This is a genomic window from Streptomyces viridiviolaceus (assembly GCF_014650995.1).
GTDB classification, from domain to species: Bacteria; Actinomycetota; Actinomycetes; order Streptomycetales; family Streptomycetaceae; genus Streptomyces; species Streptomyces viridiviolaceus.
The window spans coordinates 53,647-74,993 of record NZ_BMWA01000007.1 but is presented as its reverse complement, the minus strand read 5'-3'; the positions used below and the strand labels follow the sequence as shown (position 1 = coordinate 74,993).

The window sequence follows — 21,347 nt, the reverse complement described above, 5'->3', positions numbered from 1 at the left end:
CATCTCCAGTGCGACCCGGCCCAGCACCTGAAACAGCGGCCCGCCCCACTGCAGCGCCTGCGACCTGGTGACCTCGCCCCCGGACCCGAACCCGTACGAAACCTGTCTGCGCACACCGGCATTCAGTGTCACCGCGCCGCCGGCCAGAGAGGCGGCGGACTCGTCCTGCGGGCCCGAGAACCCGAGCATGACACTCAGGTCGGCGCCCGCGGCGTTGGTGACGGTCGACTGCCCAGTGACCCGGACGGCACGCACCACCATGTGCATCAGGTCCGCCTCGGGAGCCGTCGGTCCCGCCTGCTCACCGTCGTCGGTGAGGACAGCGTGGACCCGCAGGTAGCCCAGCGCCGAGCCGTCGTCGGCCAGGAGCATCGGCGAGCTGTGCCATCCGTCCAGCATCCGCGGAAGGGCGTCGCGCAGGTTGCGGGAACCGAAGAACCGCCGGAGATCCTGTCGGGAGGACCCCGACACCCTGTCCAGATGGGGGGCGAAAGACCGTTCCACATCGTGCAGGACCCGCTCCGGGTGCAGCACCGACTCCACGGCGAACAGCGGCGTGTCGTGCACCGCCGCCCGCAGTGGGGCGTGTTGCGGTTCGGCGGCCGCTCGCCCAGCCACCGCCGCCTCGCCACCAGGTGTCGCTGTGGTGTCCTGGACGCTGTCGGTGGACCCGATGCGGGTCAGGTGTGCCGGGAACCAGACGGCGATCCTGTCCCGGTCCGAGCTCTCCCGCTCGGGCGTCCAGTCGGCACGCTGTGTCCCGGCGTCGGTCCTGAGCTGCCAGCGCATGCGGTACTCGTAGGGCACTGCCCCACCGAGGACGGTGACGATCGACAGCGTCTGCGCCCCGCCCACGGCGCTCACTTGCGTCGAGAGCTGGTTGCGCACCAGGTTCACCTGGGGCTGTACCGCCACCTGGCGCAGCGCGCCGGCCGTCGGCTGCCACACGTGGCTGTGGTTCAACTGGAACGTTCGCAGATCGGCCGTACTGGCGGTGTTCCCGGCCTCCGAGTACCCCGCTCCCCAGCGCTGCACCCGGTTCGGCACGCCCTCGGCCAGTCCGTTGAGCAACGCCGGCGCGGGCCGGGGGTCGGTCAGCCGCAGCCGCACTTGGACCGTGCGCGGACTTCCGCGGTGGACCACGTGCAGGGACAGCCCGCTCTCGCTGCGCACATCGGTCCACTCGTTGGTGAGGTACGCGGCGGTCAGCCTGGCACGGATCTGCCCGCGCAGGCTCTCGTCCCGCCCGGTGCTCCCCTCCAGCTGCTCGCTCACCGTCCGGTGCAGCCAGTCGACCGTCGCCTCGGGGACAGGTCCGAGGTTGACGGTGCCCTGGGAGCCGTCGAACACGGCCCCGTACGTACCCACCGGGTCGCTGAGTTCGTGGGGGACGCCGGCCGTACCGACGGCCGTCCGGACCTCGGGGGCCGCGCTGCGCCGTATCTGCTGCTGTTCCGGCAGCCGCTCCCGGGGGTCCTCGGCGAGCGGCGCTTCCTGGTCCGCCGGCTGAGGCTCCAGAGCCTGCTGGTGCAGGTCCTCGGTCCGGGCGCGCACGTGGTCCTGGACGTCGGCCCCGGTCACCGTCTCGGGTCCTGTTCGCGGCTGCCGCTCGGTCTGCGCGTCGTCGGAACGAAGCCCGTCCAGGGCGACGAGCAGGCTTCTGGGCTCCGCCGGGCGTGGCTCCATGAGCCACTGCTCCAGTTCCTCGGCGCGGACGAGCGTTCCCGCCTGGTTGCTCGGACCTGCCGGCACGTCCTGGTCCGCCGCGCCCGCCTTCGACGTGGAGGGTCCCGCGCCGACCGGGAACGGGCGCGTGTCCGGCCCGGCCAGTTCCCCGGCCAGTCGGCGAGCGGCCTCCGCGCCTCGCGTGTGCAGGGCGTGGGCGACGTCGCTCAGCCTCTCGCGGAAGGTCTGCCGCAGCGCCTCGGCCACCGGGCCCCGGTCCAGCGTCATAGGCGCGCGCAGGAAGCCGCTCGCCCTGGTCAGCAGCGCCTCGGCGTTGCCCGCGGGCACATCGAGCCGTGCAACGAGGTCCGCCACCACGTCCGCCGGGAACCGGCCGACCCGCGTCCCGGGGTCCAAGCCCAGCGCGCGCAGCGCCCGCACGGCCGCGTCCAGGGCGTTCCCGGCCGCCTGCCGGCGGGCTTGGGCCTTCCTGTCCCGTGCCTGCGACGCGGCGTCCTGTTCGGCCACGGCCGCGTGATACGCCGACAGCGCCTCCGCCAGTCGCGCCAGTTCGGGGTCCACCACCTGGACAGGCGCCCCGACAGCCGACGGACGCACCGTCCCCCCGGCCGTGCCCTTGCCCTTGCCCTTGCGGTCCTCCGCCGCTCGCGCCGCGGCCCGCGCCGCCTGCCGGCCCACTCGTTCCACGGAGGCTCGCAACGCCGGCTCGTTGCTGACCGCCCCGATCTCCAGTGGACCGTTCACGTACTGCCCGCCGTGCCCGTCCCACTGGTACTTGTTGCCCTGCCGGGTCCTGCTGAGGGCGTACACCAGGGTGTCGACCCGGCCGTCGTCGGCGAGGACGTAACCGAACGAGGCACCGCCGCTGCCACCGTCCAGGTGGACGTGGAGCGCCTGATTGACCGCTATCGGGCGCTGCCGGTCCTGGAGCTCGCGCGGCCGCCGCTCGCCGCGGGCGACCTCCTGGAGTACCCGCAGCCGCTCCGGTGCGAGATCCTCCTCCCGTACGTGCCGGGCGTGGAGGAGCCGCCCGCTGTATTCCCAGGTCTCGGGGAGGTGCGGCTGGAAGGCCGCCAGCCGCTCCGCCGCCTGCGCGGCCTCTTCCGCCCGGCGGATCTCCCGCAGTGCCAGTTCCCGGTCCCACACCCCGTGCGCCATGTCGCGGACCCGGTTGTGGAAGTCCCCTTCCACGATCGCGCCCAGCCGCTCCAGCCAGGCGTGGAAGTCGGTGTCGAAGCTTTCGAGGCCGGCCTCGCCGGAGGTCAGGAACTCGCCGAACGCGTAGTTCCGCCAGGCTGCGGGTTCCCGTGCCAGGTCTTCCAGGATCGCGGGTGCGCCCAGTAGCAGGGGCAGCAGCTCCGGGTGCCGGCCGAGTTCGGCGGCCAGTGCGGCGCCCGCCGGGACGAGCAGCAGATCGGCGGCCTCGGGCACCGAGACCAGGGCCTCGGCCCACACCGAGCGCGTCTCGGGCTGATTCCGCTGCCGTCCGGCCGCCGGCTTCGTGGCACTGTCGCCCCGGCCCTTGCCGGAACGCGCCGCCGTGGCGGTGTCTCCCGCCCGGGCCTGGGCCCTCGCCGCGGCCTGATGCCCGGCCGGGGCGGTGGCGGTGACGCGGGGCAGAGCGGCCAGCAGCTGTTGTCCGTCCGCGTTCTCGGCGAGCTGCCGGAAACCGTGGGGGTCGCGCGCCAGTCGCCGTAGCTCGCCGGCGAAGCCCGGTGTCCGCAGGGCACGGTCCCGCCACGCGGGGGTGGCGAAGAACCGCTGCGCGAACGCCGGGTCGTCGGCGAGGAACCGTGTGAGGTCGGCGTCGGACAGCAGCCGCCGGACGTCGGGCGAGGCGACGCCGGCCAGCGAGCCGGGCCGCTCGGCGATCCGGCGCAGCAGCGCCTCGCGGTTGGTCAGTCGGCGCACCACCTGCGGCGTCAGAGCATCGGCGAGCATCCGCTCGGCCCGCGCCGCCTGCCACAGCGGGGTGTCGTGGACCGCATGGTCCACCAGACCGTGATTGCGCAGCAGCGTTCCGGCCAGCCAGGGGGCCCCGCGCAGATCCCGTCCGATCCGCGGGTCGGCGACCATCGCGTCGGCCAGGCCGCGCACCGCGCCGAGCGCCGTGCGCAATGTACGGCTCCCGTCCTCGGTGGTCACGGACAGAGCGGCCGTCAGGTCCGGCTGTTCGCGCAGCAACCGGTGCACCGCATCGCTCTGCGGCCTGCGTTCCAGCAGCTGTGTCAGCGCCCCGTCAGCCGCCAGCGCCGTCACCACCTCGGGGGTGCGCAGGGCCGTCTCCAACACTTCGGCGGAGCGGAGCACCTTGCCGGCCTGCTCCGGGTGCCGCTGCAAGGCGGTCAGCAGCTCCGTGCGGGCCAGGAACCTCCGGAAGTGCGCCGCGTCGGTGAACGCCCCGGGGTGATCGGCGAGGGCCGCACCGACCAACGGGAACCGCCGTAGCTCATCGGACAGCTCAGGAGCGTCCGCGACCGCCCGGGCCACCGGGAGGCCGCTGAGCACGGCCCGTACGACCGTGGTGTCCTCGTCGTGGCCCGTGTGGAACCGGAGCAGTTCGGCCGTCAGACCCGGGGTCGTCAGGAGCAGATCGACGACCGGTCCGCCGTCCGCCAGGACGCTGGTCACGTCCTGCCGCTCCACCATCAACCGCTCCAGGCTGGGGTCCCTGTAGGCGCGGTCGTAACTCTGCGGCGCCGTGGTCATGAACCGGGCCAGGTCCGGGACCTCGACCAGTTCTCGTACTCGCTCCGGAAAGCTGATGAGCTGACTGAGGGCAGCCGGGAAGCGCACGTACCAGTAGAGGTAGTCGTCGGTGCGCAACGCGGCGGTCAGCGGCGCGTTGTCCTGAAGCAGTACGAGGATCGATGTGTCGGTGTCCGCGGCCAGTCCGAGGAGCCCGGGCCTTGCCTGGAGTGTCCTGGCCAGCTCCGGATTGTGGAAGAGCATGGCGCCCATGGCGAGGCCGCGCCGGGCGGCCGCGAAGAGGATGTCGTCGCGGCGGATTCTGTCATCGACGGCCAGCAGCCCTGGGAGCCTCTCCTCGTGTTCCGCGGCCGGGACCGCCCTTTCGATCTCCGCCCTGGCCTCGTCCTGCGGCAGGTGCCACAAGCCTGCCCAGAAGGCGTCACCGGGGCGCAGCCGAACGCCTTCGGGTGACAGCACGGCGTCGCCGCCGTACGCCGTGACGATCCGTTCCAGGTCCTTCGTCCACGCCTTGGTCTTCTTCTTGTTCTTCTTCGCGTTCTCCGCCTTGCGCGCCGCGACGACGGCGGACACCTCGGCCTGGAACAGGGGGTCTTCCAGCGCGGCGACGAGCCCGGGGCGCGCGATCGCCTCACGGAGCACCTCGGGTGCCGAGGCGAGCAGGCTCAGCAGGTTCTCGTTGCGGCTGAGCCCCTCCAGGAGGCCGGATGAGCGGAAGAGCGCGTGCCAGTGGGCGATGGTCAGCCGGAGGCGCGGCCGGGAGGCCAGCTCCGCCAGCACCGCCGGGTTGGCGTGCAGAGCGGGCACCGTCGGGGTGTCGACGGCATCCAGGACCCGCCGGTCGGACGCGGCCAGCCGCAGCAGCGCGCTGTCGTTGCGGAACATCACGTCCAGCAGGCGCGCACGGTCCCCGACGAACAGCAGGTCGTGGAAGCCCGGAAGGCGGTAGTGGCTGAACAGCCGCTCGTCGGTGGGCCGGTGCTCCCAGAACTTCCTCAGGTTCCGGTAGTCGGGCGGGTACGTCGACCCCAGCCAGAGGAGGATGCCCAGTGCGGGGTTGTCGAAGGCCATCTCCCCGACCCGGGAGTCCTTTTCGACCGCCTCCGTGAACGCCACGCGCCGGTCGAACGGGCCGGCGTCGAGAAGATGCGGGCGGGCGAGGAGCCAGTTGCGCAGCACCTCGTGGCGCAGGGCCGCCCTGAGCACGTAGGGAGCCAGCAGCGGTGAGTTCTCGCGCACCAGCGCCCGCAAGGGTGCTGCCTCGACGCGCAGCAGGCGCCGGTACTCGTGGGGCTCCGACAACAGGTCCGGGTGGGCCAGTAGCGTCTCTGTGAAGGCGGCGTCCTCCTCCAGGACCGCGGACAGGGCCGGCTCGGCGGTCACTACGGCGTGCAGGCCGGGGAGCACCTCCCGGACGCGCGACAGCATTCTGCCGTTCGCGGTGCGTGACGACTTCGTCGATGCGCCCGGTGCGGGGTGCCTCGCCTTCTGCAGCGCGTGCAGCAGGCCGGCCTCCGGCACCGCGTCGAAATGGCCCGGGTCACGAGAGAGCAGGGCCGCGACGGCCGGATTGTCCACCGCCGCGTGCAGCAGGCGGCCGTCGGCCGCGAGCCGGTCGGCGAAGCCGGGGACGTCGGTCAGGACGTCGGTCAACCCAGGATTGCGGTCCAGAACGTCCAGCAGACCGAGGTCACGGGTAACGGCCGCCAGGAGCCGCGGAGCCCTGAGAAGGAGCTGCGTCTGGTCGGCGTACACCTGGAGGACGGCCCGCAGGTTCCGGTTTCCGTACAGGGCGGCGTAGTCGACCACGGCGTCATCCTGGCCGGTGTGGAGAATGGCCGAGGTCAAGGTCCACTCGCGGGTGAAGGCCCGTGCGCTGTCCGGCGTTCCGGCCAGTACGGCCGGGACCAGCTCGGGCACCGCCTTGATCACGTTGGCGGCGAGCCAGTCACCGGCCACGGCGAGGACGTGCGGTGCGCGGCCTTGGAGGACGGTGGCCAGTCCGACCGTCTTGAGCAGGTGGGCGGCGTCCGGCGACTTGTTCTCGATCGCCTCCACCAGCTCACGCCGCCCGTCGGCGGAGGGCGCCAGCAGGTCGTCCAGGTACCGCGGGTTTCTCGCGTATGTGCCGAGCTCACCAGGGGTGAGCTTGCTCAGCCCGTCGAGCAGCACGCCGGACTCGGACAACAGCTCCAGGTACTGCGGGCGCACACGAATCAGCGGCCCCAGCGCCGGCTGTCCGACGACAGCCTTGACCACGTGCAGATGAGGCGGCTGCATCAGCGCGTCGATCAGTCCGTCGTGCTCGGGCGCCGTCCAGTCCGTGTCGGCGACCACCATGCGGGCGAGGTCCAAAGCCGGCCAGTCCTCGTGCCAGGTGCGGGCGGCCGCCCGGGCCAGGAAGTCGGACACGGCGTCCGGCCGCAGCCCGCTCCGGCCGGCGTCCCGCAGCACCCGCCGCGCCACGTCGTTCAGGATCCGGGCGGGGGGCTGGACGGGCGGCTGGACGGCGCGTGACTGGGCGGTGCGCGGCGGGGCGCCGGCCGGCAATCCCTGTTGCGGGGAGCGGATGCCGGGAGTCTCCATCTCCGCCCCGACCGCCAGTGCCTGGGCCTGTTCCCGTGCCTGTGCGTCATCCCGGGCCCGGGCGAACACTTGCATGATCTGGAACAGCGCCTGCTCCTGCGCCGCCCGCAACGCCACCTCGTCCGGCTCGAGTCCGAGCACGACAGCGGGCCGCAGTACCTCCACCGCTCGCTGCCAGAGGGTCTGGAACCGCTCCGGACCCAGCATCCGCAGAAGACGGCCTTCCATCTCCGAGGCCGTCTCCCGCAAGCCATCCAGCCCCAGGTCCACATCCGGTTCCAGGTCCATGCCCGGCTCTGTGCCCATGCCAAGGTTCAGATGCGTACCCGCGGCCACGCCGAGGTCCGGTGTTTCCTGCCCCAACATGGGCAGCCCCGCGAGCCACTCGTCGGAACCGCCCGGGTCCCACTCCTCCTGTGGCGGCCAGACCTGCGAAAGATCGGGCAGGACCCACATGCCGTCGTCCAGCTCCATGCCGTCCTGGGGCTGGTTCACGCCGTAGAGGTCCGGATTGTCCGGATCCAGACCTGCGGGAGGAATGCCCCTGCTCGGCCCCAGGTCCGTACCGGTCAGGTCCGTACCGGTCAGGCGCGGTCCCTGTTCCGGCTGTTCCTGGTCGCTCCGCGCCGCCTGATCCCGGACCGGCCCCTGCCCGTGCGACGCCGACTCGCCCTCGCGGGACACTCCGTCGGCCTCGCCCGAGTCGGTGGTCGGCGGAGCCGTCTGCGTGGTTTCAGCAGTCGCCGGCGCACCGGCCTCCGTCGACGGACCGGCCTCCGCCGCCCGCCCACCCCGGCTTGAGGGACCGGCCGTGCCCGAAGAACCGGACGCGTCGGCGGCCGCGCCCCTGCCTGCGCCCCGCCTGTACGGGCCCCGTTTGCCGGGAACCGTGCGCAGGATGCTGTCGGCCCATGCGTCGCCGAACACTTCGCGTATCTCCTGCCGCTGGCGCAGCGTCAGAACGTTGGTCTCGACGTGCGCCAGCGTGCTGATCCAGTGAGCGAGGTCCAGGGTGGCCTGTCCGCCGGGCACCGGGATCGCCCTGATCTGGGCGTCGGGCAGCGGCGCACTCGGCACCTGGCCGTCCAGGTGGGTTCTGACGGCATCGAGTACATGGCGGGTGGACCAGCGCATGCCGACCGATTCCCACCGCTCCACGACGTTCTGGGGCAGGCCTATCACACCCGGCCTCCGGCGCAACGTCTCCACGTAACCGCCCAGCGACGGGTACGCCTGTCTGTTCACTTCCAGATGGCGGTGGACATCGTAGTGCCGTTGGGCGGCCTCGTGCTGGAGTTCCGCCCTTTGCGTCGGGGTACGCCCCTCCCTTCCGCTTTCGACAGGTTCCGCCGGGCGCACCACCTCCGACTGATACTCCCAATGAAGCCTTTCCACCTGCGCCTCGTCCAGCGGCACACCCAATGTGTCGAGAACCCGGTCGGCGACGGCCCCGAAGGTCACCTGCTCCGCCTGGCGAACCTGATCACGCACATACACAAAGAGCTCGTTCCGCTCCTCCCGTGCCGGATACTCCGGCCAGGCGGGACGTATGAAGGGCTGCGGTCGCGGCGGGGACACCCAGGACCGGGCCCTCCATGCTTCAGCGGGCTCTTCCAAGGCGTCCACGTCGAGCGGCGCCCCCGGGCCTCCCGGCGTGACCGCCACGTCGTCCGGCTCCGGGCTCGGGTCGAACAGGTCCTCCATCCCCTCGTCGGCAGCCGGCGCGGAACCGGCTGGACTCCCCAGCACCGGGCGCCCCTCACGCCCGGCGGCTTCGGGTACCGCTTCGCGCGTGCTGGTGAGCCAGTCGCTCCACTCCTGACCGAAGCCGGTCAGGAGCTGCTCGCGTTCCGTCTGCCCGAGATGCGGGTTGGCCCTGAACACTCTGGTCCACCGGGCGAGGTCAAAGGTGGCCCGATGACCCCCGATGACCACGGCCTTGATGTCCGCATCCGGCGGTGGCACGGCGACGTCACCGTTGCGGCCCGCGAGGTACGCACGTGCCGCCGCCGCAGCGTCCGAGGTAGACCACCGCATGCCCAGCTCGTCCCACGCATCGACCACCTGCTGCGAGAGAAGCCGGCGCCGAGCGCGCAGTAGGTCGAGCACCTTCTTGAGGTCGTACGGCTGGTCCGCACCGTGGACCACGGTGTTGCCGGAAACCTCAAGGTGCCCGTTGGCCTCGGCGAACTCCTTCGCGGCCTCGTAATGCCAGCCTTCCGGCACCTCGCGGCTCGCCCGCGGATCCTCGCTCGCCCGGAGGCGTTGGATGGCACGCCCGCTGCTCGGTCCGGCCTGGGACGCGTCGATATGCGCAGGGGTCTGATCGGTCACTGCCGTGAGGAGCGCGTCGGCCCACGCGTCACCCAGCGTTTCACGGACCCGTGTCCTGAGCGCGCTCCAGGAGTGGCCACGCAGTGTTTCGCCCCAGTGCACCAGGTCAACGCTGGCCCGCCAGTTGGGTACCGTGATAGCGCGGATCTCCTCCTCCGGCGGCGGTGCGGTCAGCGTCCGGCCGTTGAGATATGCCTTCGCGGCGTCCAGCATGTCATCGGTCGACCACCTCATGCCGACCGAGTTCCACCAGTCGACGACACCCTGGGGGAGCTTGGCGAACGTCCCCTTGCGGCGCAGGTCGGCGACATACTGCCCCAACTGTGTGCGATTACCCCAAACCTGCTTCTCGTATTTCCTGGGGACCTCCAGATGACGGTGCTCCCGGAAGTACTCCCAGGCCGCGACGAACTGGCTCAGTGACCACCCGGCACGGACGCGGCCCGCCGGCGCCAGCGCGTACCGGCGGTATTCCTCGTGCAGTTGTGCCCACTGTGCCTGATCGAGGCGCAACCCCATTGAGCGGTCCGCCCAGTCGGCGATGGCCCCGAAGGTCAGCACCTGCTCCGCCGCGGCGTTCTTCTCTCGTGATGTCAGTTCCAGGAACAGGAGCTGTCGTTCCTCCTGCGTCAGCTGCTCACCCTCGGACCGCTCTTCGGCGGGTCGTGGGGCAGGCTCGGAGAACCATGGCCGGGACCGCCACAACCGCTCCTCCCACATTCTCCCGGCCTCTGCGGAGGCGTGCGCGTCCATCGGTTCTCCGCCGGTGCCCGTCGCCCGCGGTGCCGAATCCGGCCGCGACGGGCCAGCCTGCGGGGCCGACCTCTCGCTGGCGAAGAACGTGTGACTTCCCTGGTTCCGGGTCTGGTCCTCTGCCGCGCCTTCCCGTTGGCTGACAAGTCGTTCGGCGTGCTGCCGGACCCGTGCCCGTTTCCCAGCATCAGCACGCGCCCGCTTTCGCTGTTGCTTCTCGACCAGCGCCTGAGCCCGCGCCCGCCCCTCATCCTCAGCCACCGCCTGAGCCCGCGCCTCATCCTCAGCCTCAGCCGCTGCCCGCACTTGCGCCTGCGCCTGCGCCTGCGCCTGCGCCCGAGCCTCGGCCGCCGCCCGCGCCTCAGCCCTGCTCTGCAGCCACGCCTCGACCTGTGTCCGAGCCCCGGCCACGACTTCGCGGGGCAGGGCTGCGCCTTGGGCGGCCTTCTCCTGAGGAGTCTGGACCCGGCGGCGTAGCCATGCCTCTGCGTTGGCCTGGTCCCGGGCCCGGTCGGACTCAGCCTGGGCGAAGGCGGCCAACAACCTCTCCGGACGTTGCGGGTAGCGCAGGACGTACTCCTCGTTCAGCCACTCCAGATGTTCGAGAGTCGGCTGCCGCTTCCATGTATTCGTGACCGCATTGGTGACATCGCCGAACTTCAGCGGCGTTGCGCGGCTGCTCTCGCGTACCCGCAAGGCCCTCATCAGGCTGTCCATCTGTACATCCGACAGCGTCGACGCAGGAGGACGGCGGTCGGACCCCGGCGCCGCCGCCATGCCCCACAACCGCGTCCGCCACGCTTCCGGGGCAGGACCGTCGAAGCGCGCCGACAGGAGCTCGGCAGCCCAAACGTCGCCGAGCAACCATCGCATCGCCGCCTGCTCATCGTGGGTCAGCGTCGCGCCGCCGATGTGGGCGAACGTCCGCTTCCACTGCGCCAGGTCGAAAGCGGCACGCCAGCCGGGCACCCTGACCTCGCGGACCGCCTCGTCCGGCGGCACCCGGGTCGGCTTCGGGCCCGTCCCCAGGAACACCTGCGCGGCCTGCAGCGCGGTCCGGGTCCCCCACCGCATACCGATCGAGTTCCACCAGCCCACCACCGCCGGAGGAAGAGTGCCGTACTCCACCTGGTCGCGCAGCCGCTCGACGAAAGCGATCCGCGGCCCCAGGGTGGTCGGCTCCAAGTGCCCGTGGAGCACGAAGTGGTCCCACGCCAGGGACACGTGCGTCGGGTCCGTCGCCGGCGGGAAGACCCCATCACGCACCGGAGGCGGGGCGACCCGGAGGTACTCCGCGTGCAGTCGTTCCACCTGCGCCCGGTCGAGCCGGAGGCCGACTGCGCGGTCCACCAGGTCGGCGACCGTCCCGAACGTCGTGATGCCATGCTGCGCGTCAGGTCCCAGTCCTCTCAGCTCGGCGAAGAGCGACTTCTTCTGGCCTGGCGTCAGCACGTCGTCGACGGGCGCGGATCGCCCCGGCATCGGGTTCGGTGCGGTGCTCCATGGCCTGGAACGCCACAGCTGCTCCCGGCGCTGCCTCGAGGCTTCCGTCTCCGCCGGAGCCTGCCCCGCCGCAGTCGGCGCCGTGGTCCACGAGGCCGGCGGCACACCGCCCCGCAGTCCTCGCCGTGCCGAGCGGATGCCGGGTCGGCCCGCCGCCAGCGTGTCCGCCAGTGCTCTGGCCCGTGCCCAGGTCCGCGGCTCGTCCTCGGCCCGGCCGAGGACCTCAATGATCCGGAGCATCGCCCGGTGCTGTGTCTCCCGCAGGGCGACCGTTTCCGGGTCACGCCCGATGAGCAGGGCGGGCCGCAGCAGGGCGTCCGCCTCGTCCCACAGCTCCCGGAACGCGGTCTCCCCGTACTCCCGTCGCAGCCGTGCCTCCGCCGCCTCGGACGTCTCGGAGGTAGTGCGGCCGGGGGCGGTGTCGAGTGCGCGCAGGCGGGCGGCGGTGAGGCCGGCGGTGAAGGAGTCCGCGTACGCCGCCTCGTGGGCGGACCAGGAGGTGGAGAGGGCCTGTGGCGCCCACAGCAGCCCGTAGGCGGCCAGGAAGTCCTCGCGGAAGTCGTCGGCGAGTTCGGCCGGCCGTTCCCCGGTGGTCTCCGTCTCTCCGCGCAGCGACTCGAAGGAGTGGGCCGCCGCGTGCAGCGCCGGGCCGACGGTGGACTCGAAGTCGAGGTGGGCGGGGAGGGCGCGGGCCTGGTCGGCCAGGACGGTGTCCCAGCGCCGCAGCAGGCCCGGCAGTTCTTCCTGGGTGACGGGACGGGCCGTGAACAGGGCGTCGAAGGTGGCGAGCAGCCGCTCGTCCAGGCCGGCCCGGACGCGGGCGGCGTCGGCGTCGCTCAGCGTCCTCCCGGTCTCGGCCCGGCGCCGGAGCTGTTCGTCGAAGAGGCGGCGGGAGACGGCGTTCACCTGGTCTCGGGCGTGCCGCACGGTGAGCCAGATGTGCAGCCGGGCGGGGTCGGTCAGTTCCTCGTACGCGGTGCGCCACTGCTCCCGCCAGGTCCCCGTCGCCCCGGAGGTGTCGACGGCGACGACCTGGTCGAAGCGGTGGTTGACGGTCGCGGCGACCGTCACGTCCAGTTCCTGGCGGAGCATCGGCCGCAACTGGCCGAAGTCCACCGGGAAGCGGTCCAGGAACGCGGCGCCCACCTCGGGACCGGACTCGGCCCAGGAGGCGGCGGCCTCGGTCACGGCCTCGCGCGCGCGGACGATCTCCGCCTCGCGGACCGCCTGCCGCGCGAGGCGTCCGGGCAGTTCGGTCAGCGTCGCGCCGAGCCGCTCCTGCCACGCCGAGGGCAGCGGGCGGGCCTCGGAGACGGTTCCGGCCGCGCTCCGGCCGGTGGGGAAGGTGCGGTCGAACGCCTCGCGCAGCGCGCGGCCGGCGTCGTCCAGGACCCGTCTCCGGCCCGGCCCGGAGACGACGGTGTCCTCGGCGTCGAACGCGGCCAGCAGCTCACGGCCCTCCTGGTCGAGGTGGTCGTGGAGGGACGCCGCCACCTCCTCGGCCCGGTCGCGGAGCCGGTCGAGCTGGCCGTGGAGCAGCGCGTGCCGGTCGAACTCGGCGGGCAGGTCGTCGCCCAGGGCGCGCAGCCGCCTGCTCGCCCGCCGTATCGCGTCGTTCATGGCGGTGCGGGGGTCGGTGCCGGCGAGGGCGTCGCGCAGTGCCTCGTCCCACCGCTCGCGGAAGCCTGCGGCGGCCCGCTCACGGACGGCGGTGGCAAGGTCCTCGGTCAGTGCGAACGGGGCCGGTGTGCCGTCGTCCAGCCGGCCGCGCCAGGTGGCGGCGACCCGCTCCCCCCACGCTCGGAAGGCGCGCGTGAACACCTCCTCGCCGCGGCCCAGGCCGATCTCCCGGGCCGCCGCCACAGTGAAGGCGTCCCGCAGTTCCGTCCCGGCCGGCGGCGGGCCGGCGGTGACGGCCTCGGTGATGCGGCCGTGGTCCGCTCGGACCCGTTCCCGGACGGCGGTGAGCTGGTCCTCGGTCAGCCCGGGCGCCTCCTCGCGCGACCAGCGCCAGAACTCCTCGTCGAGCGCGCCGGCCTCGGTGCGGGAGGCGTCCGCCGGCGGCTCCTGGCCGGTGCGGGCCCGCGCCAGCAGGTCCGCGTAGCGCAGGTGCAGGTTTTGCTGGGCCGTGTGCCAGGCGGTGGTACGCCAGTCGCGGGCGTCGGCATGGGCCGGGGGCGGGACGAACTCCACAGCCGGGGTGGTGACCTGGGCGGAAGCGGTGCCCTGGGCCCGGGTGTCCTCGGCGGGCCGGAGCGACGCGGTGGTGATGGCGGTGGTGGCGGCCTGGACGTAGGCCGCGCGGAGCGAGTCGATGTGGTGCCGGGCCCAGTCGGCGGTGGCCGCGTGACTCATCCGCACAGTGCCCCGGGGGCGGTCCTGCAGGAGCCGGGCGAAGTCCTGGTGGGCCTTGTGCCGGGCCTCGGCCACCGCGTGCAGGGCCTCGGCCTGGGCGTCGAAGCGGGCGACGGCGTCGGTGCGGACCTGCGGTCCGTACAGGTCGAGGTGGGCGGCCAGGGGCTCGGCGAGCGTGCGGCGCTGCTGCTCGTACCAGGCGGTCAGGTCGCTGTTCCAGGCCGGGTCGGCGGTGAACCGGGCGGTCTGCTCCATGAGCAGACGGTGCTGGCCGGCCACGGCGGGCGCCCGGTCCTGCTGGTGCACGGCGGCCCGGCGGAACTCGTCGGCCAGCCGGTCGAGGCGCTGCCGGCGCTCCTCGGCGTCCGGCACGGCGGACGCCTCGGTCCACTCCGCGGCGAACTGGGTCCGCAGGACCGTGAGCCGGCCCTCGTACCAGCGCCGCACAGAGGTGTTCCACTGGGCCCGGCCATCGGCAAGGTCGACGCGCTCGCCGTTCGGGCCGGTGGTGCGCAGCGCGGCGTCGAAGGCAGCGCGGGCCTGCCGGTCGGCCGCCCACGCCGTGTGCGCCTCGGCGTACCGCTGACGGAACTCCTCCACCGGCGCGGGGGCCCTGTCGGTGGCCGGCCGGCCGGCCATGACGTCCTGGAACTCCCCGGCCAGCGCCTCGGCCTGCGACGAGGCGGTGAAGGCCGTGGCGGAGGAGGCCACGGCGAAGGACGTCGCGGGGATGCCGTTGCCGGACAGGACGGTGGCGACCTCGCGGTCGAAGAGCTGCCGTGCCCGCTCGCGCGCGGCGAGTTCGTCGCGGGTGGCCGCGAGCTGGGTGTCCAGGTCCGCCAGGGCGGCGGTACGGTCCCGGGCCCATGCGTCGGCGAACGTCTCGCGGACGGCGGCCAGCCGGTCGGCCGCCCCGGCGGTGCGCAGCTCGGGGAAGTCGGCGAGCCGGGTCTCGAACTCCCCGTGGGCCCGGTCCCGGACCTCGACGGTACGCCCCAACCCTGCGAGCGCCTCGGACGTCGGGGCGTCCACGCGCGGCAGCTCCTGCCGGAGCTGGACGGCGGTCTCGCCGGTGCCGGTGGGGCGGGCCGTGGTGCTCGCGGGCGCGGGTGCCGATTCCTGGCGGGCCGGCAGTTGCCGGGCCTCGATCTGTGCCTGGAGCTGCGTGTCCCCCTCGGCGTCCCGGGCGCCCGCGGGGCCCGGGCCGTCGCCGGGGCGCGGGCTCTCCTCGAAGGGGGCGCGGGTGATCTCCAGGCGGGCGAGGTCGAGGTTCCAGGCCGGGCTGTCCGCCCAGGCCGCGTACGCCTCGTCCCGCCCGCGGGTCTGCTCGCCGAGCGCCTGCCGGCGCTGCCGTGCCTCGTCGGCCAGCGCCGCGCGGACCGCGCTCTCGCCCTCCGGCGAGGCGGTTCGGGCGGCGGCGTCCCACTCATGGGAGAACCAGCTCCGCAGCTCCGCGAGGCCCTGCCGGTACTCGGTCCGCACCTGGGCGGAGCGGATGTCCTCGGGCCGGATCCCGGACGCGCCGGCCAGCTCCTCCAGCACTGCTCCCTTGCCGAGGAAGCTCTGGAAGTTGGCGGCCATCTGCTGCCGCCAGGCATGATTCTCCCGCCTGGTCCGCTGACCCGCGGCGAGGGCGTCCGCCTCCGCACGGGTCCGCCCGGCGGCGTCGTACGGCTTCGCGGTCTCGTCCCGCAGGGCCTCCCACTCGGAACGGACCGTGCTGCCGAAGGTGTCGCCGTTCTCCCGCTCACGCTGCAGCCAGGCCCGCACATCGCGTTCGGAGGGGCCGTAGACGTCGTGGTAGCGGCGCATCCAGTCGCCCCGGAACTCCTCGGCGAGCCGGTCGTGGGTCTTTTCCTCCACGTCGTAGCGGCGGTGCTCGCGCTCGGTCAGCTTGCTGCGTTCGGCAGTCAGCCGGTGGAAGCTCTCTCCGCCCTCGCCGAGGGCGCGCGCCATGCCGTACTCCAGCTCGACCCGGTGCGGCAGTGAGCGCTGCGCCACCGGCAGGTACTCGCGCAGGAAGACTGCCTCACCGGCCGCCACCCGGTCCGGTCCCCAGCCGCCGTTCTCTGCGCGGCCGGCCAGTTCACCGAAGACCCGGGTGACGTCCTCGCGCAGTCCCTCGCGGGCGCGCTGGACACCGGGTCCCTCCGCGTCCAGCCGCTCGATCATCAGGTCCGCCTCGACGAGCGCGCGCTCCAGGCCGGCCTGGAAGTCCAGACGGGTCGGCAGCTGTTCCACGAGCGTGTCGTGGGCCTGTCGCATCCGGTCCATGTAGGCGTTCCACTCCTCCGCGGTCAGCTCCCGCGGCTCCCGCCCGGCCAGGATGCGCTCGCCCTCGGCGGTCAGGTCCGCACGGTGACCGGCGACGACCGCCTCGGTGTCGACCGCGGCCATCTCCACGGGGTCACGCCCGTTCGCGGCCAGCCACTGGGCGCGCGCCGCCCCGACGTGCTCCTCGGCCCGGCCCCGCAGTCCCTCCTCGGCGTCCATGGCCCGCAGCCGGGCCTCCCAGCGTCCGGGCAGGTCGGCGAGGAGCGACTCCATGGCCGGCCGCCGCTCCAGCCACTCGTCGTAGGACGCGCGGCGGGCGAGGAGACGGTCGTCGCCGGGGAGGGCGCGGGTGAGGTCGTCGAACTCGGCGAGCAGGTCCTCGCGGGCCCGGTCCACCCACGAGACAGGCGGCTCGTCCTTCGCGTCGTCGGCGCCGCGGACTGCCTGCCCCTCCGGGTCGTCGGCGCCGCGGGGCACGGGCCGTTCGACGCCCGCCGCGTCCGTGGCCCGTACGAAGAAGTCGTGAGCGACCGCCTCCAGTTCGAGACGGTTCCGCAGGCCCTGCGTCAGCTCCCGCATCCCCGCGTCGAACTCGTCGTGCAGCCGCGGCCAGTCGATCCCCTCGGAGCCCAGGTCCCCGTCCTCGCGGTGCCTCTGGGCGAGCAGGTACACCTCGGCCACCGCCTCGGCGGCGAAGCGTTCACGGGCGCGGGTCAGCACCGGCTCCGGCAGGGAGGACCCCTGCTCGTCCAGCGGCGCACGGTCACGGCCCGCCTCCAGGCGTTCGCGCAGGCCCTCCTCCATGACCTGGTGATCACCGCGCCGCAGCTCGGGGCGGTCGGCGCCGGTCAGCCGGTCGAACGACTCCAGCGCCGACCTGCGCACCAGGCGCGCGGCGGCCGTGATCTCGAAGTCGTCCCGCAGCCCGGCGGTCAATTGCTCGAAGCGGGACGTGAACTCCGCCCGGGTGAGGTCGCCGCGCCGGTACTCCTCGTAGTCGGCGTGCCAGCGCTCGTCGAACCAGTCCTTGACCTCCTGGCGCCAGGCCTCCGCCACCGCCCGCGCCCGGGGCGGTGGTTCGCCGCCCTCGGTGAGCAGCAGGTAGTCGCCGTCGGACTGCTCCATGCGCGCTCTCGCCCCGGCGGACGGGCCCTCGTGGCCCTCGAGCAGCTGGAACCCGCCGTCGTCGGACCGCTCCACGTGTGGCAGTGCCGGGCGAGGCTGTCCGTCACCCTCGCCGGAGGAACTCTCCGCCAGGGCGTCGGTGTCCGGACGGCGGTGCACGGGAGCGGGGTTGTTCAGGTGGTCGGCGAAGGCCGCCCGGACCCGCTGGTTCGCCTCCTGTTCGACCTCGAACCGGCTCCGGTGGTCGCTGATCACCGTCTCCCGCTCGGTGTGCCACCTCCCGGCGAGCACGGGGTCGTCGCCCCGGAAGACGTACGGCTCCGCCAGTTCCGGACGCAGCCGCACCACGGGCGCCACCTCGCCCGGTGGCCGCTCCCCACCGTCACTCCCGTCACGGCCTTCATCGCTGCGCGGAGCTTCGGCGTCGTCGCTCCGGTGCGCCGACGCAGTCTCGGCGGGGCGGGGAGCTGGTGTCTCGGTGACACGCGGGGACGGGGTCCCGGCGGTACCAGGTGCCGCACTGTCCGCGGGGCGGGGGGCCGGGGCTTCAGCGGGGTGCGCGGACGGAGTCGCGGTGGTGCGCGGGGACGGACTGTCCGTGGTGCGTGCGGACGATGTCTCCGGGACGCGCGTGGTGGAACTGTCCTGCGTACGCGGGCCCGGCGCCTTGGCCTCCGGGACGCGGGCGGGCGGGGTTCCTGTGGTGCGCGTGGGCGAGGTGTCCGTGGCGCGCGGGGCCGAACTGTCCGGCGCTCCGGTCTGGGCCGGGCGCTGCGGCGTGTCCTCCGGTGCCGGGGTCTGTGTCCGGGGCCTGGTGTCCGGGGCTCCGCCCCGGTCCTCCCGGGCGCCGGCGCCGGCCGGTTCGGCCGACCGGCCCGTGGGCGTGGTGCGCGGGGCCTGCGGCTCGGTCCGGGTGCCGGTGGGGGTGCCGGGGCGTGCCTCGCCACCGGCCGCCGTACGGGATCCGTCCGGCACCGGGCCGCCCGCCGTCGCGGGTCGCGGATCCGCGCCGGTGCGGCTCGTCGCGGCGCCGGGGCGTGCCTCGCCGCCGGCCGCCGCGTCCGCCGTACGGGATCCGTCCGGCACCGGGCCGCCCGCCGTCGCGGGTCGCGGGTCCGCGCCCGTGCGGCTCGTCGCGCCCGGCTGTGCCGTCGCCGTGTCACGCACCGGCGCGGGATCGCCGCCGACCCGTGTGCCGCTGCCGGCTCCGCCGCCCGGTGCGGCCGGCCGGGCCGACGGGTCCGGGACGCCGCCGGAACCCTCGGTGCGTCCACCGGACACCCCGGCACTCCCGGCCTGACGCGACCCGCCCGGCGTGACGGTGCCCGCGTCGACGCGCCCCGTGGGCGAGCCACTTCCGGGACCGCTCCCGCCCCCCGCCGCCGTGGGCGGAGCCGGGGAAGCCTGTGTGCGGGCGGCGGGTGCCGCGCCGCCCTCCGCGGTCCCGGCTCGCGGGGCACCGGGTGCGGTGCGCCCGTCGGCCGGGGCCGACGTCGTCGTACGTACGGGCGACGGCTCGCCCGACGCGCTGGGCGTACCGGTGGAGGAGCCGGGCTGGGCGGTGCCGGGCTGCCTCGTCGGCGCGCTGTTTCCGGCCGGGCCGGCTCCGGTGTCGGCCGTACCGGCGGCCGGACCGTCCTGCCGTGCGGCGGCGGCCGGCGCGTCGGCGCGGCCGGCGGGCGCGACCGTCGCCGGTGCGGTCGTCGTCCCGGCGTCCCCCCGGGCCTCCGCGGGCCCGGCGGCGACGCCGCGGGCCGACGGTGCGTCGGCGGCACCGGCGGTGACCGGACCCTGCTCGGTGGTTCGCGCGGGCGGCGCGACCGAGACACCGTCGCCCGCCGTCGCCGCGTACGGTCCGGCCACGCGGGCCGGTCCGCCGTCGGCACCGGCCGGGTGCGCGGTGGTGACGGGCGGCGCCGTCTCCCCGGCACGCCCCCCGGGGCTCCCGGACTCCGGGAACCCGGCCGGAGTGATCCCGGCCTGAACCCTCCCGCTCCCGGAGGGCCCACTCGTGCCGTTCGCCTCGGCACCCCTCGCCGCGGAAGACCCGGCCGTGACCATGGCCTCAGGACCCCTGACTCCAGAAGACCCACCCGCGACTCCGGCTCCGGAACCCCCGGAAGACCCACCCACGACCCCGGTCTCAGGTCCCCTGGTCCCGGAGGTGCCGCCCGTGACACCCGCCCCGGGGCCGCTCGCGCCGGTGGGTCCCACCTCGCTACCCGTTTCCGGGCCCCTGGCCGGCACGGTCGTCCCGGGGCCGAGGTCGCCGGTCACCGTGGTCGTCGCGGCAGGCGTGTTCTCCGCGTGCGTGCCGGACCGTACCGTCGAGGCCCCCTCCGGCACGCCCGTACCGGGTCCTGCCCCTCCGCCGTCCGCGCCCTGCCTCACCGGTCCCGGCGCCGCCGGCTCCGTACGCACACCGGCACCAGCGCCGGCACCGCTGCCGTTCGGGGCCGCAGCCGTGCCCGGTGGCACGGTGCCCGCGCCCCCCGGAGCACCAGCGCCGGTCTCGGCCCGACCCGGCACACCATCGGGGCCCCCGGCCGCGGCGAGCGGGGGCTCCTCGAAGCCCGGCAGCCCTTCCCGAGCGCCCCCCACACCCCCGGCGGCCGCATCCGGACCACGAGTACCCGCGCCCGCACCTGCGGGAACAGGCGCACTCACCTCACCGGAGAGCCCGGCCCCCGGGCCGCCGCCCGTGCCACCAGCGGGCATCACACCTGACGAACCGCCGGGCGTCGTACCGGCCGCACCGCCGGGCATCACACCGGATGTGCCGTCGGCCTCGCCAGGTGCGCCGGGGACGGGCTCGGCGGTGCCCGCCGAGCCCCTTCCGGACGCACCGGACATACCCGTGCCCCCGTCGGCCGTTCCGCCCGAGGGCGGCGCCACCGGGGTCACCGGGCCGGCGGTCGGGGAACCCTTCGGCCCACCGGGGCCGATACCCGTGGCCGGGTCCGTGAGCGAGTGGCCGTCGGATACCGACTGGACCGTCTTCGCCAGGTTGGAGATCGCGATGTTCTCGTCCTGCCGCCGTCCCCCGCCACCGCCCGGCATCCCGAGTACGGCGCCCGCCGCACCCCCGAGGAACGCCAGCCCCGGGTCGATCTCACCGCCGGTGGCCGCGGCGGCCCCGATGCCGCCGGTCACACCGGCCACACCGCCGATCGCACCACGGCCGATGAGGGAGTTGGAGGCGCGCGGCGCCACCACCCGGCCCAGTCCGGACAGCGCGCCGAACGCCGCGCCGCCGATCGCGCCCCCGACCGCCATGTCCTTGATGGCTTTCGGGTCGAGGTGCTTGCGGTGGCCCTGGAGGATCTCGATCGTCTGGAGCAGGGTCTCCAGACCGGTCATCACGCCCGCGCCGACCGCCGTCGACATCAGCAGCCGCCGCAGGATCGCCATGATCACCGCGCGCACGCCCGTGATCAGCGCCGGCACCGCCGCCAGGCCGAACAGCGAGTTGGCCAGGAACGCCAACTCCACCAGCATCCACGAAAGCATCGCGATCACCAGGTTGGTCGCGTGCTCGACCTGCAGGGCGAAGTCGTCGCTCATGATCTGCAGGTTGTCCGCGGCCCGGGCCAGCGCCGGCAGCGTGCTGTTCAACTGCCGTATGTAGTCGCTGAACGCCTCAGCGGGGTCACCGTTGATGTGCCCCTGCACTACGGCGTTGACGGCGTTGACCTCGCTCACCATGCTCTGGACCTGCCGGCCCAGGTCGGCCCAGATCTGCCCCTGCCGGCGGAGCCCGTCCGGGTCCGCCTTCGGCAGTTCCGTGCCGGTGAGATAGGCCGCCCAGCGGAGCGGCTCGGGAACGTGAGCCACTACCGACGACCCCCGCCGCCCTTTCCGCCGCCTTCCTCCAGGTGGGCGTCCCGACGTGACGTCGTGTGCGTCGCGCCCTGCTCGGCGGCGTCGAAGAGGGCGACCACCGTCTTCAGTCCTTCATGCGAGGTGTCCGGCATCGCGACGGCCAAGGCGCAGACGATCTGCTCGTCGAACAGCGTGGACAC

General features: G+C 73.9%; 2 protein-coding genes (1 of these 2 running past the window's edge). Both read right to left on the bottom strand.

Features of this window, described 5'->3' with window-relative positions:
- Positions 1 to 21,159: the 5' portion of a hypothetical protein gene (locus tag IE260_RS11395; protein ID WP_189870586.1), read on the bottom strand. It extends 13,851 nt beyond the left edge of the window; 21,159 of the gene's 35,010 nt are visible here — the first part of the coding sequence; the start codon lies at positions 21,157 to 21,159; its stop codon lies off the left edge, out of view.
- Positions 21,159 to 21,347, bottom strand: coding sequence for a hypothetical protein (locus tag IE260_RS11390; RefSeq protein ID WP_189870584.1), 189 nt, complete (start codon positions 21,345 to 21,347; stop codon positions 21,159 to 21,161). Before IE260_RS11390 ends, IE260_RS11395 begins: the two co-directional genes overlap by 1 nt.